13 protein-coding genes are annotated in these 13655 nt (G+C 69.5%); 10 read left to right on the top strand and 3 right to left on the bottom strand.

All coding sequences use genetic code 11. The features are described from left to right. Positions 1 to 62 precede the first annotated feature (62 nt). The 8 genes from R8F63_01045 (at position 63) to R8F63_01010 (ending at position 6893) form a co-directional block, all read left to right on the top strand. Positions 63 to 1253: a serine hydrolase domain-containing protein gene (locus tag R8F63_01045; GenBank protein ID MDW3217170.1), complete on the top strand. Its 1191-nt coding sequence runs from the start codon at positions 63 to 65 to the stop codon at positions 1251 to 1253. An 85-nt stretch (positions 1254 to 1338) separates the two neighbouring features. Continuing rightward, positions 1339 to 1839, top strand: a complete 501-nt coding sequence (locus tag R8F63_01040; GenBank protein ID MDW3217169.1) for a hypothetical protein — start codon at positions 1339 to 1341, stop codon at positions 1837 to 1839. Between the two features lie 33 nt (positions 1840 to 1872). Continuing rightward, positions 1873 to 2472, top strand: coding sequence for a sigma-70 family RNA polymerase sigma factor (locus R8F63_01035; GenBank protein ID MDW3217168.1), 600 nt, complete (start codon positions 1873 to 1875; stop codon positions 2470 to 2472). Beyond that, positions 2469 to 3080 (top strand): hypothetical protein, encoded by a 612-nt coding sequence (locus R8F63_01030; GenBank protein MDW3217167.1) that lies wholly within the window; start codon positions 2469 to 2471, stop codon positions 3078 to 3080. The genes R8F63_01035 and R8F63_01030 overlap by 4 nt, the downstream gene beginning before the upstream one ends. Further along, positions 3067 to 4071: a hypothetical protein gene (locus R8F63_01025; GenBank protein MDW3217166.1), complete on the top strand. Its 1005-nt coding sequence runs from the start codon at positions 3067 to 3069 to the stop codon at positions 4069 to 4071. The genes R8F63_01030 and R8F63_01025 overlap by 14 nt, the downstream gene beginning before the upstream one ends. Further along, positions 4068 to 5399 (top strand): cytochrome P450, encoded by a 1332-nt coding sequence (locus R8F63_01020; GenBank protein ID MDW3217165.1) that lies wholly within the window; start codon positions 4068 to 4070, stop codon positions 5397 to 5399. The genes R8F63_01025 and R8F63_01020 overlap by 4 nt, the downstream gene beginning before the upstream one ends. Positions 5400 to 5479: 80 nt before the next feature. Then, on the top strand, positions 5480 to 6010 hold the full coding sequence (locus tag R8F63_01015) for a hypothetical protein (protein MDW3217164.1): 531 nt from the start codon (positions 5480 to 5482) through the stop codon (positions 6008 to 6010). A 19-nt stretch (positions 6011 to 6029) separates the two neighbouring features. Next, complete coding sequence (locus R8F63_01010) at positions 6030 to 6893, top strand: GNAT family N-acetyltransferase (protein ID MDW3217163.1); 864 nt, start codon at positions 6030 to 6032, stop codon at positions 6891 to 6893. An 8-nt stretch (positions 6894 to 6901) separates the two neighbouring features. Here the strand turns inward: R8F63_01010 and R8F63_01005 are convergent, their stop codons facing one another. The 3 genes from R8F63_01005 to R8F63_00995 are packed head-to-tail and all read right to left on the bottom strand — an operon-like array spanning position 6902 to position 9917. Then, complete coding sequence (locus R8F63_01005) at positions 6902 to 7387, bottom strand: cupin domain-containing protein (protein ID MDW3217162.1); 486 nt, start codon at positions 7385 to 7387, stop codon at positions 6902 to 6904. A gap of 59 nt (positions 7388 to 7446) precedes the next feature. After that, on the bottom strand, positions 7447 to 8352 hold the full coding sequence (locus R8F63_01000; protein MDW3217161.1) for a hypothetical protein: 906 nt from the start codon (positions 8350 to 8352) through the stop codon (positions 7447 to 7449). A gap of 47 nt (positions 8353 to 8399) precedes the next feature. Beyond that, on the bottom strand, positions 8400 to 9917 hold the full coding sequence (locus tag R8F63_00995) for an alpha/beta fold hydrolase (protein ID MDW3217160.1): 1518 nt from the start codon (positions 9915 to 9917) through the stop codon (positions 8400 to 8402). A gap of 98 nt (positions 9918 to 10015) precedes the next feature. Here R8F63_00995 and aceA point away from each other — a divergent pair, with 98 nt between their 5' ends. After that, a complete protein-coding gene (gene aceA, locus R8F63_00990) occupies positions 10016 to 12265 on the top strand; it encodes an isocitrate lyase ICL2 (protein MDW3217159.1) in 2250 nt (749 codons plus the stop codon). A 13-nt stretch (positions 12266 to 12278) separates the two neighbouring features. After that, positions 12279 to 13640 (top strand): hypothetical protein, encoded by a 1362-nt coding sequence (locus R8F63_00985; GenBank protein MDW3217158.1) that lies wholly within the window; start codon positions 12279 to 12281, stop codon positions 13638 to 13640. Positions 13641 to 13655: the final 15 nt, after the last annotated feature.

Genomic DNA, 13655 nt, shown 5'->3' with positions numbered 1-13655 from the left:
TGTTCGGGCTCCCCGGTTCGACGGTGCACTGATTCATGCCCGCGGTGGAGGAGAGTACCGACGTGGACGGAACATGCGATCCGGACTTCGACGACGTGGCGGCGCTGTTCCAGCGCCAGATCCGCCGCGCCGGCGGCGGCGCGTCACTCGCCGTCATGCACCGCGGCGAGATGGTCGTCGACCTGTGGGGCGGAGACCGCACCGAGGACGGCGACCCGTGGCAGTCCGACACGATCGCGATGTGTTACAGCACGACCAAGGGGGTCGTGTCGCTGGCGTTGCACCTCCAGGTCGAGGCGGGTCTCATCGACTACGACCAACCGGTCGCCGAGTACTGGCCCGAGTTCGCACAGAACCGCAAGAGCAGCGTCACCGTCCGCCACCTGCTCAGCCACTCCGCCGGCCTGCACCGGCTCCGCACCGTGATCGACGATGCCACCGAGATGCTGGACTGGGACCACATGGTGGATGCCCTCGCCCGGCAAGCTCCTGCGTACAAACCCGGCACCAAGACCGGCTATCACGCGATCACCTACGGCTGGTTGGTCGGCGAATTGGTCCGGCGGGTCACCGGTCGTGATCTGGCAGACGTCGTGCGGGACGACATCGCCGCGCCGCTCGGCCTTGCCGGCCTCTTCCTGGGATGCCCACCGGAGGAGCGCCATCGCGTTGCTCCGCTCGCGCCGCTCGGGAGCATTCTCGAACGAGGCCCGGCCCCGATCCGCCAGATCCAACGGCTCGCAGTGGGCGGGGTGAACACCGCGCTCAGCCTCGCCCGCGCCCCGATCAACACCCGCCGGATGATCAATGCTCTCCTCCCCCGCGGCATGGAGGACGTGCTCGTCTCACCCGAGATCATGGATGCCTCGATCCCCGCGGTGAACGGATTCCTCGACGCCCGCTCGCTCGCCACGATGTACGGCGTCCTCGCCGGTCGGGGCGAGGTGAATGGCGTGCGGATGCTGTCCCCCGATCTCCTGCGGCAGATCGAACGGCAACAGAACAACCGTCGCGACCTCGTGCTCGTCATGCCGATGCAGTGGCGGCTCGGCTACCACCGCGTGCTCGGCACGGGTCGGGCCGGCTCCCGGGCGTTCGGCCACTACGGCTTCGGAGGCTCCGGCGCCTGGGCCGATCCGGGGCGCAATCTCACCATGGCGATGACCTGCAACCGGGGCGGCGGAACACCCGTCGGCGATGCCCGCGTCGTCAGCCTCAGCCGCGCCGTGCTCGCCGCCGCCGACCGCCGCTGAGAATCCCCGCACCGCAGTCACCCGCGGGGCGGCCCCGCTCGTCTGTCTCCATGAAAGGGCCATCCCGGCCTGCGAGGGAGACACCATGCGGACGCAACTCATCATCACCGGAGCCGTGATGTTGGCAGCCACGACACTCGCCGCCTGCAGTGACGACGACACGCCGGCGCTGACGAAGGCCGAGTTCATCGAACAGGCCGACGCCATCTGCCAGGCGGCCGACGTCGAAGCAGCACCGACGTTCGACGCGTTCTGGACGTCGCTCGGCGACGTCGACTCGGACACCGAGGCGGGACAACAGAGCATCTTCGAGGGAATGGACGAGGTCATCGAAGTCGTCGCACCGATCTGGCGCGACATGGCCGACGACGTCGAAAGCCTGGGCGTGCCGGAGGACGACGAGGAACTGATCGCCGACCTGGTCGACGATCTCCGCGACGCGGTCGACGAGATGGACCGGTTGGTCGATGCCGCCGTCGCCGGCGACGAACTGGCCCGTATCCAACTGGACGACACGGATCCGATGGCCGGGGTCAACAGTCGAGCACGCAACTACGGCTTCCTGGTCTGCGGGCAGGACGGCTGACGAGCCGGACGGACGCGTGGGAGGCTGATGACGATGACCGCCGTGCCCACCCTGGTGGGCAGCCTGCCGTCGCTCTTCGCGATGGTCGAGGTCACGCCGATCACGGCACCCCCGGCCACCGCGGCGCGGCCTGTCGACGTCGACGCGTTCGTCGCGACGATGTTCGAGGAGCACGGCGCCGGGCTCGTCCGGCTCGTTCGTCTCCTCGTCGACGACCGCAACGCCGCGGAGGACGTCGTGCAGGAGGCCTTCATCCGGCTCGCCCGCTCGGCCCATCGCATCAAGGATCCGTCGAAGGCGGCCGCCTACCTGCGCTCGATCGCGCTGAACCTGGCGCGTGACCACAATCGCCGCGGGCTGGTCTCGCTGCGCCACCGGCTCCCCACGGACCCCGCCGTGGCGTCGGTCGAGGACACCATCGTCTTGTCCGAGGAGCACGCCGCCGTGCTCGATGCGCTGCGGGATCTGCCGGGCCGTCAGCGGGACTGCCTCATCCTTCGCTACTACGACGAACTCGACATCGACGCCATCGCCGCCACCCTCGGGATCTCCCGCAACTCCGTGAAGACCCATCTGACCCGCGGCATGCGAGCGCTCGAAGGGCTGCTCGCCCCGACCGAGGACGCGCCATGAGCATCGCCGAACGGCTCACGGACGCGCTGCGGACCGGCATGGCGCGGACCGGACCCGCCGCCGACCTCTTCATCCGGGTCCGGTCGAGCATCGACGACGACCGACGAATCCGACGACAACGACAGGCCCGCACCACCGTGGTCGCGGCCTTTGTCGGCGCGGCCCTGGCGGTCGCGCTCGGCACGACAGAACGACGACAAGGAGAATGGAACATGGACTGGTGGATCTTGGAACTGGTGTGGTTCGGCGTCATGGCCGGCTTGGCCGTGTGGCTCGGGCCGTTCATTCGCCGCTTCGGCAAGGCCTACGCGGCCGACGTCTTCCGGGCGAACCCGCGCACCGGCAAGAGCTTCATCGTGTTGATGGACGTGGCGTACTACCTGATCTTCACGGCGTACATCCTCTTCACGGTGCAGTTCGAGCCCGCGGGCGACTGGGAGAACACGGTCAACGCGAACCAGCTGCAGGCGTCGACCGTGCGGACCGGCGGCATCCTGCTCATCGTCGGGCTGTTGCACGGTCTCAACGTGTTGACCCTGCCCGTGATGGGTCGGATCTTCACGCTGAACCGGCAGCTGGACGAGGACGCGGTCGGTGTCTCGAACTGAGCGCATCGTCGTCGGCACCGGCGTCGCCTTCGCGGTTCTCCTCGTCCTCCTCATCGCCGCCGCCGTGCTCGCAACGGGCGCATCCGGCCAGGAGCCCGAGGAGGTGTCGACCGCGGCGCTCGTCATCGAGCGCGAGGACGCCGACGTCATCGACGTGCCGCCGCTCGTCGACGAACTCGCCCCGTCAACGGTGCTCACGCTTCGCATCGTCGGCTTCGACGCGGACACGACGGGGGTGGTGATGCAGTGCGTACTCGGCGCGCTTCGGGTCTGCGACAACCGGATTCCCGTTCGCTTCGACGACGACGGCTCCGCCACGATCCAGTACCTCGTGTCCGACGCGATCAGCGAGACGGGGTGCCGGCTCGGCGGCGACCGGTGCACCCTCGAAGTCGTCGCCGGCGACGGCACGGCGGTCGTCGACACGGTGTTCGTCGACGCCGCCCCGCCGCTCGGGCGGCTCACAATCGGCCCGTCGGGCGACGTCCGGCCGGGCGACGAGGTGATCGTGACAGCCGAGGGGTTCCCGGCCGACGCCGCCATCACCGTCATGGTCTGCGCCTGGCCGGCGACGAGTGGCGACCGATGCGGCGCGCCGGGTCCGGAGCAGACGTTCACGACCGACGGCGATGGGCGAGCGGAGGTCGGGCTCACGCTCGATGTCGACGAGGTCGGTGCCGATGGCGTGTCGTGCGCTCGCCGCACCGTGTGCCGCATCGTCGTGGCCAGCGACGAGGTCGGCGTGCGGGCCCGGCCGGTCACCCTTCAGTTCGCGGGCGCACCCGGCGTGCAGTACGACGGCGCTCGCCTGCTCGCCGGCTTGGCCGTCGCGGCGACCCTGCTGGTGCTGGCCGCCTCGGTGACGATGTCCACGGACTGGAGCCCGCCCACCGAGGCGGACGCCTCCGCGATCGACGATGCTGACTACGCCGACCTCGACGCCGAGGCCGAGGCGTTCGACGTATCCCACCCCGAGGAGGTTCGGACGTGACCGCTCCCGCCCCACCCCGCCCCGGCCTGCGCGACCACATCCGTCTCGCTCGCCGCCTGCTCCACGACCCCGCGCCCGCGCTGGACGAGCTCCGCGAACGGTGGGGTCCCGTCGTGCGGCTCGGCGGCGGACCCGCTCGCTTGGCGATCGTCGGTTCGGCGGCGGCGATCGCGGACGTCCACGCCCTCCCGACCGATCACTTCCGGTGGGGACACAAGTTCAACGTGCTCGGCTTCGTCGTCGGCGACAGTTCGATGATCGTGTCCGACGGCGACGACCACCGCCGTCGGCGTGGTGCCGTGCAACCGGCGTTCGGTCGCCGTCGGTTGAACGGCTGGATCCCCATGATCGTGGAACAGGCCGATGCGGTGATCTACGACCTCACCGACGGCGACACGGACCTGTACCCGGCCGGCCGCTCCCTCGTCTTCGAGATCGCCGTGCGCGCCTTCTTCGGCGAGGGCCTGGTGCAGCACATCCCGGAGCTGGAGGCCCGCTTCGACACGTCGCAGGCCTATCTGGAGTCATCCGCCCTCCGGCAGCTTCCCCACCCGTTCCCCTTCACCCGTCGGGCCCGGGTTCGAGCCGACCGCAAGGCGATGGACGACATCCTCGACGGCGAGATCGCCCGCCTGCGCAGCGGAAGCATCGCCGACGACCGCGGCGACGTGCTCCAGGCACTGGTGGCCGATGGGGTGCTCAGTGATGCCGAGATCCGCGACCAGGTGCTGACCCTCATCGGGGCCGGGTTCCACACGACCGCCGCGTCGCTGGCGTGGACGATCTGGCTCGCCGCGTCGACGCCCGGGGTCTGGGACGCCCTGCGGGTCGAGGCCGACGCCGTCCTCGGGGACGAGGACACGGCGGCCCTCTCCACGAGCCAGCTCGCCGGACTCGAGCTCGCCGATCGCGTGGTGCGGGAGACGCTTCGACTGCATCCCGCCGGCGTGTTCTCCCCGCGCGAGGCCGCGCAGGACATCGAGGTCGCCGGCCACACGATCCGGAAGGGGACGCTCGTCATGTGGTCTCCCTATCTCGCCGGCCGCGACGTAGACGTGTGGGACGAACCGCTCGCGTTCCGACCGGACCGCTGGCTCGATCCGACCGACGAGCAGCGCGCCGCGAACGACTCGGCGTGGGTGCCGTTCGGTCGACCCGCCCGGAACTGCATCGGCTTCGCGATGGCCCACATGGAGCTGGTCCTCATCCTCGCCCGCATGGCGCAGCGGCTCGACGTCACCCTCGCGTCAGACACCGTCCCCCCGCCCCACGGGATGGTCGTGAACCGCCCGACCGGCGGCGTACCGGCGAGGATCACGCACCGCTGAAGGGGCCCGCGGGACGCCGTGATACATGTCACGTCGGACCATCGAGACACTTGTCTCACGCGCGTGGTAGAGAGGATGTCGTGAGCGGTATGTACGACACCATGGAATTGGTCGATCCGATCGCCGAACCCTGGGAACGGTTGGGTCCGAACCTCCAGAATCGCGAGATCGCGATCATCGACCACCATCATCAGACACTGGCCGAAGCACACCTCGAGCTCCTCGCGGACGTCGCGGCCTTCCCGGCGGGCTATGCCCGAGAGGACGAGCCCGGCCTGCTGCTCGGTCATCGTGCCGGCGGCGGCACCCACCTCGTCTTCTCGACTCCCGGACACGCACCGATGTCGTGTGATCTCACCGCCGCGCAGACCGCCGCGTTCTCCGTCTCGGTCCGACGCGCCCTCGACAGCGCACAACAGGTGGACCTCGGCGACCGCCGCATCAAGAGCGAGCTGCCGTGGCGCGGACTCCGGGCCAAGCGCATCGACGACGCCGGCGACCACATCGTCGTGCAGTGCCGCTTCTTCCGGGGCGACCACTGCGAGGTCGTGCTCAGCCGAGCGGAGGCCGAGCGGCTCGCCGCCCAGGTCACCCAGCCGCAGGCTGCCTGAGTCCCCCCGGCATCGGCCGATGGACATTCGCAGCGCAGTGGTCGACGACCTGTCGGCGATGGCGGCGCTGGCCGAACCGCTCCAGCGCCGGCCGGATCGCCACATCGCGTACCTGTCCGTCGACGCCCCGAGCATCACCACCGAGATCGCCGACCTGACCGCATGGGAGGCGGTGTCGGCCGTGGCCCACCTCGACGGCGAACTGGTCGGGTGGCTGGTCGGCGAGATCGACGCGGAGATCGGTCGGGTGTGGTGGCTCGGGCCGTTCGCCACCACCGCCGACTGGTCGACCGTCGCCGATGCGCTCCTGAGCCATGCGGAGGCGCAGCTCCCGGGAGCGATCACCGAGCAGGAGTTCGCGGTCGATGGCCGGTTCGACGACCTCGTCACCTGGAGCGAAACCCACGGCTTCCACGCCGACCCCGGCTCGATCGCCATCGCCCTCGGCGGGCCGGTGGCCGGCGCCGCGATCGACACTCGCGATGCCGGGCCGGGCGACCTCGACGCCGTCGGGGCGCTGCACGACCGGCTCTTCCCCGACACCCACACCACCGGCCGCCAGATCGTCGAGACCACCGACCCGCGCCACATCCGCCTGGTCGCCGAGGTCGACGGCGCCGTGGTCGGCTATGTCGCACTCGAGGAGCAGGCGGACGGGTCCGGCTATGTCGACTTCGTCGGCGTCGAGGAGTCGCACCGTGGCGCCGGCATCGGCGGCGGCCTGGTCGCCGCCGGCGTGGCGGCGCTGCGCGAGCGCGGATGCGGGCGCATCCACCTCACCGTACGGGAGGCCAACGCGGCGGCGAGAGCGCTCTACGCCCGGCTCGGGTTCGTCGAGGAGTTCACGCTCGTCCCGCTCCGGAAGGGCTTCACCCTCCCCTGACCGGGTGTTCACGCGGGCGGCGGGCCGAGGATGTCGATGTCGTGGCTGCGGGCGACGTCGGCGACGAGCGCGCCGTCGATGGGTGCCTCCTCGGGGAGCTCGGCCGTGGGCGCCGGGCTACCCATGTCGGCGATGAACGCGTCGAACTCGGGGACCCGACTGCGCGCCGTGGTGATCGACAGATAGCGGGCATGGTCGGATTGCACGACGAACGAGTGAGGCACGCCGTGGGGCAGGTAGGCGAGCTCACCGGTGCGGGCGGTGGTGCGTTCGTCGCCGACGAGGAAGTCGATCTCGCCGTCGAGCATGACGACGAGCTCGTCCTCGTAGCGGTGGGAGTGCACCGGCGGGGCGAACCCGGCGGGCGAGTAGAACTCGACGACGGTCATGGTGCCGCTGTCGTCGCCGGCCACCTTGTTGACAGCGAGCTGGTTCAGGAAGTGGAAGTGATCGCCGGCATCCCGGGTGATCACCTGGGGGGTGTCGAGGGTCATGGTTGCTCCTTGGTTGTGGTGTTGGTTGGTTTGGTTGGTTGGTTGATCGCGAGCCGGGGTCACCGGATGGCCAGCTCGGCGAGCAGGCCGGTGGAGAACTGGGGTGCCATGTCGGCGGTCGGATCGGGCGAGAAGGACACGACGAGGTAGTCGCCCGGATCGAGGGGATCGAGGACGACGGCGGTGCGGTTGGCGCCGAGCCCGGCGACACCGCCGGCGACGGTGAAGGGAGGCGGGCCGGGCCGGGAGCCGTCCATGAAGGCGAGGAAGTCGTCGCGGGTCGCGCCGTCGGCGAGGCGGAGGAACTCCGCGTCGGCCGCCCATTCGAGGGCATTCACGACGGTGAGCGGCGCGCGTCCGTCCCAGTCCTGTGGAAGTTGGAAGCCGTAGGGCGAGATCAAGAGCTCGTGGGCCGTCTCGGGGAGATCGGTGGCGATCGGCTCGCCGGCGACATCGAGGCGGGCGACCATGCCCAGCTCGTTGTGCGCGCCGGCCGGGGTGTGGATGAGGCAGAACAGCACGTACTCACCGGGGTCGAGGACGGTCGACACCTGACCGATCGTGCCGAGACCCTCGATGGCGCCGACCCCACCGATCGCGACGCCGCCCTGAAGGCTGCTGAGGTCACCGGCCTGGATCGCCTCGGCGGCCGCGTCGGCGTCATCGACCTGCCAGAGCTGGAGATGGTGGAAGTCCTCACCGTTGTTCGTCAGCTCGAGGGTGACCGCACCGGGCGGCACGGGGAACGGCAGGCCGTCGATGAGATAGTCGGCCACGACGATGGGCACGACCGGCGGCGCGACGGGCGCAGGCGGCGCGGCCTCGGTGGTGACCGTGGTGGGAGGCGACTCGGCCTCGACGGTCAGATCGGCGTCGTCGCCGCACGCGGCCGCCAGCACCGAGGCGATTGCCACGAGGGCGACGAGGCGGGTCCGAAAGAACGTGGGTCGGTTGGTGGATCGCATGTCCGGACGGTGCCGGACGACCCTTTCGAAACCCTTTCGGCCGCCGGTCAGGCGCTCGGGTAGGGCGCAACCTCGATGTCGAGTTCGGCCATGGCCGCGACGTAGGCGGCGTGGGCGCGGCGAGCCTCGCCGTCCAGACCGACGGTTTCGAGCGTGGTGATCAACTGCTCGTGAGCGGCCACGTCGTAGGGGTCGGCATCGACCACGCGCCGGGCGACGCTGACGGCCCGATCCGGGTCGTCGGCGGTGATGGCGCGGGCGATGGCCTCCGGCGCGGCGGTGACGAACCGCAGTCGCGCCTCGTCACGGACGCCGGCGGTCCACGCCTGGTCGTGCTCGGCGGGAAGGAACTCGCCGGCATAGGCGTCGACGACGGCGTCCGGGTCGTCGGCGGTGAGAAGCTCCTCGACGTCGACGGACACCTGGTGGAGGTCGAGCCCGACCGTGCGGCGGTCGGCGATCACTCCCCCGCCCAGTACGCGCCGAACGGCGGAGAGCTGCACCGAGAGGCGGGCGCCGAGTCGGCGCATGTCCGACTCGTCGGGCCAGAGCATGTCGAACAGCGCCTCGCGGGTGATCGGCCAACCGCGAGCGGCAACGAGGCGCATACAGAGAAGACGGGCCTTGCGGGAGCCCCAGTCCGACGCCGCGACCTCCTCGCCGTCGATCTCCACGGCGAAGCGCCCGAGAGTGATGATGCGGGCGGTGGTCGGGGCCGACTGCACGGGCCGCTCCGTCACCCGACCGGTGATGAAGCGTTCCATGTCCGGTATCCAGGCGTCCGGGTGCAGATAGTTGAAGTGGTCGTTGATGTCGTGCTCGATCAGGGTCGCGCCGGGGATCGAGGCGGCGAGCTCGCGGCCGAGCGACACGTCGATGAGCGGGTCGCCGGTGTTGTGCATCACGAGGGTCGGCACGTCGAGGGTGGGCAGCACGTCGCGCACGTCCACGTCGAGCCCGAGGTCGAGGAGATCCCGCAACGCCGCCCGATCCGCGGACATCCGTTCGTAGTGCTGGTGCCAACGCTGGTACTCGGCGTCATCGGCCATGCTCGGCGCGAAGATCGACGTGACGAGCGAGTCGGGCGTGCCCCAGAGGTCGGCCACCATCGCAGCGAGACCCCGACGGGCCTCGAGCTCCTCGTCGGTCACATCCGCCGGGGTGAGTGACGGGCCGGTGCCGTGCAGCACGAGCGACCGGACCCGTTCCGGGTAGGTGGCCGCGAACATGATCGCCATCGAGCCACCGTCGGACACCCCGAAGAGGTGAGCGCTCTCGAACCCGACGGCGTCCATGACGGCGCGCAGGTCCTCGACCCGTTCGTCGAGCCCGGGCACCTCCACGTGGCGGTCACTGCTCCCGGTGCCGCGCTTGTCGAAATGGGCGTAGCGGGAGAACGAGCCGAGCTGCTCGAACATCGACCGCAGCATCGGTAGCTCCCACGCATGCTCGATGTTCTGGGCGAGCGGCGGGACGCCGAGCACGGGCTCGGAGCCGTCGCCCCACGTCTGATAGGCGAGGCGAGCGCCACGGGCTTCGGCGAATCGGATCTCCGGCACGTCCACGCGGGGAGACTACGAGAGGCATGATGTCCGAGGCGACACCGGCCCGCCCGCTGGCGTACCTTTCCCCTCGCTGGCCCCCGCACCCAAGAGGCAGATCCATGGCATTTCTCGATTCCGAAGTCGAAGCAACCGAGGCGTGGTTTGCGTCCGACCGATTCTCCGAGATCACCCGACTCTTCACCGCCCGTCAGGTCGTGGAGCAGCGAGGCACCATCGAGCACGACTACAGCGTGGCCCGCGTCGCCGCCGAGCGATTCCACGCCCGGCTGCGCGAGCTTCGTTCCCAGGGCAAGAGCATCACCACCTACGGCCCGTACTCGCCCGGTCAGGCCGTCGCCATGAAGCGATCCGGCATCGAGGGCATCTACCTGGGCGGCTGGGCCACGTCGGCCAAGGGTTCGATGTCGGAGGACCCGGGAGCCGACCTCGCCAGCTACCCGCTGAGCGCGGTGCCCGACGAGGCGGCCCCGATCGTGCGGGCCCTGCTCGCAGCGGACAAGAACCAGCGCTTCGCCCGCAGCCGGATGACCGACGAGGAGCGGGAGAACACGCCCGAGGTCGACTTCCTGCCGTTCATCATCGCCGATGCCGACACCGGCCACGGCGGCGACGCCCATGTGCGCAATCTCGTGCGCCGCTTCGTGGAAGTCGGCGTGCCCGGCTACCACATCGAGGATCAGAAGCCCGGCGTGAAGAAGTGCGGTCACCAGGGCGGCAAGGTGCTCGTGCCGGTCGACGAGCAGATCAAGCGCCTCAACGCAGCCCGTTTCCAGCTCGACATCATGGGCGTCGGCGGCATCATCGTCGCCCGCACGGACGCCGAGGCGGCGACCCTGCTCGACGGCTCGGGTGACGAGCGCGACCAGGCCTTCATTCTCGGCGCCACCAAGCTCGATGTGCCGAGCTACAAGAACGTCTTCCTGGCGATCATGGAGAGCCTCCACGACGCCGGCGTCACCGACCTCAACGGCCACCTCCTCTACAACATCCCCGACGACCAGAAGGCCGACGCGATGGCGTGGCTGGAGTCGCGGGGCCTCACGGCCGACATCGCCGACGCCGCGGCGGCGGCCAACGCCGGCACCATCACCGCCGAGCAGGCCCTCGACACCGTCGGCAACGCCTTCGTGGACGCGTGGCAGTCGGCGGCCGGCCTGATGACCTACGGCGAGGCCGTGGCCGAGGCGATGGCCTTCCGCTCCGAGGAGGGCGCCGAGCTCCCGATGACCCAGGAGGAATGGGCCGTCTTCTCCGAGCGGGCGTCGTGGCACGAAGCCGAGGCCAAGGCCGACGAGATGGGGCTGGAGGTCCACTGGGACGGCCGTCTCGCCAAGACCCCGGAGGGCTACTACCAGATCCGCGGTGGCATCCCGTTCGCCATCGCCAAGTCGCTCGCGGTGGCTCCGTTCTGCGACATCATCTGGATGGAGACCAAGACCGCTGACCTCGAGGACGCCAGGGTGTTCGCCGAGGCAATCAAGGCCGTCTACCCGGACAAGATGATGGCGTACAACCTCTCGCCGTCGTTCAACTGGGACACCACCGGCATGACCGACGAGGAGATGCGGGACTTCCCGGCCGAGATCGGCAAGCTCGGCTTCGTCTTCAACTTCATCACCTATGGCGGCCACCAGATCGACGGCCTGGCCAGCGAGGAGTTCTCCGCGTCGCTCCAGGAGGACGGGATGCTCGCACTGGCCCGCCTCCAGCGGAAGTTCCGCCTGGTGGAGTCGCCCTACTCGACCCCGCAGACCCTGGTCGGCGGGCCTCGCCTCGACGCCGCGCTCATGGGCTCCTCCGGCCGCACGGCCACCACCAAGGCGATGGGCAAGGGCTCCACCCAGTTCCAGCACCTCGTGCAGACCGAGGTGCCGCCCCGACTGCTCGAGGAGTGGCTCACCGAATGGGTGAGCGTGCACGGGATCGACGGTCCTCTCTCGGTGCAGCTGCGACCGCACACGCCGGGCTCGGAGATCCTCGAGCTCCAGATCAACGGCGCGGACGACGAGACCTACGCCAATGTCGTGTTCTCGGTGATCCACGACCGGCGGAACCGGCCGATCCTGCTGGTGCGGGACCAGAACAACTATCGCCAGGAGATGCGCCGCAAGCGGCTGATGACCCTGATGCACCTGTTCCTGATCCATCGCTACAAGATCGCGGCGATCCACTTCCTCAGCCCCACGGCCGACAACCTCAAGCAGGCCGAGGGCATGCGGAACAACGGCATCTTCGGCAACGTCACCGACGAGGTCGGCGAGGTCATCGTCGCCGAGGTCAGCCAGGAGGACGTCGCCCCGCTGCTCGCGGAGGACCACAGCGCCCTCGCCGAGTTCATCGCCGTCTGAACAACCCCGGGCGATGGCAGAGAAGCAGACGGCGTCCCCGTTCATCTGGCTCGGCGTCATGCTCGTCATCGGCGCGCTCGCGTTGGGCGCCTGCAGCGGCGACGGCGGCGGCGTGGACGGCGCCGGCGGCGGCGGCGAGACCGGCGACTCGGTCGACCCGTCCGGAAGCAGCGACGGCAACGCGGTGGGCACACTCGACGCCGATGACCTCGAGCTGGTCTCCATCGGCACGATCGATCTGATCGACGTCTCGCTGTCACCGGACGGCCTGCGGGTGGTGGGCCTCGACGACGAGTTCGGCACGACGGAAGACGGCACGGAGCTTGTCGCGTGGTGCGTCGTCGAGCTCGCGACGGACGACCGCTCGTGTGTCTCCGGCAACATCCCGGAAGTCGGCGGCCTGTTCACCAACTTTCCGCCCGTCTGGCATCCCGATGGCGAAGCCGTCGCGTTCACCGCACTCGGCGACATCTATCTGTTCGACTTCGGCACCGGCACGGTCACGAACGTGACGGATGACGGGTTCGTCGATCAGAGTCCCGACGGGATCGGCAACACCGACAGTGATGTCGCGCCGGCATGGGCGAGCCCCGACACGTTGGCGTTCATGCGGACGGGCGTGTCGAACGACGGCTGGACGAATCTCGTCGACATCACCCTCGATGGCACGGTGCGCTCATCGGTCCCTTCCCCGAGCTTCGACTACACCCGCGGCGACGAGCAGCGTCACCGTGCGAAGTGGATGCAACACTGGCTCCGCCCGCTCGTGCTCGCCGACGGCACCGTGGTCGTGTCCGGCGAAGGAGAACTCCACCGAGTTCTCCGCGACCGCTCCGGCGTGGAGGTTCTCGGCGACTACAACGAGGAGTTCGCGCCATACGCCGAGCTGTATCCGAGCCTCGGGAGCGCGATGCCCGATCCGGTGACGCTTCCCCCCGTGGCCAGCCTCGGTGAAGGCCGCTTCCTTCTCTTCAACCAGGGCGTCCGGCACGTGATCAACAATGGCCACCAGTCGGGCGGGCCGTCCGGTCTCTTCCTCTACGACGCGGGAGCGGACGAACTCACCCCGATCCTCGAGACATCACCACGAGCGGACGGCTGGATCGGTCCCGTTGCGCACGCGGTCTCGCCCGACAATCGGCTTCTCTTCTTCGCGTGGCGCGATCCGCGAGTCCGCACCAGTCAAGCAATCGCGTCGACGGTGTTCTCGGTGATCGATCTCGCGAACTTCACGGGACCGGTCAACCCGCACGACCTCGACGTTCTGTACCGGACCGACGACTTCGTACTCACGCTCGATCCTCTGACCTGGGCACCCAACAACCGGATTGTCGTGAACTTCCAGGAATCCGCGGTGGTGTTCGAGGCGAGCTGATCGCGGCAACGGCCC

The organism is Acidimicrobiales bacterium, assembly GCA_033344915.1.
Classification (GTDB): Bacteria; Actinomycetota; Acidimicrobiia; order Acidimicrobiales; family Aldehydirespiratoraceae; genus JAJRXC01.
Note: the sequence above shows the minus strand (reverse complement) of the source record. Positions and strands in the feature narration are given on the sequence as shown.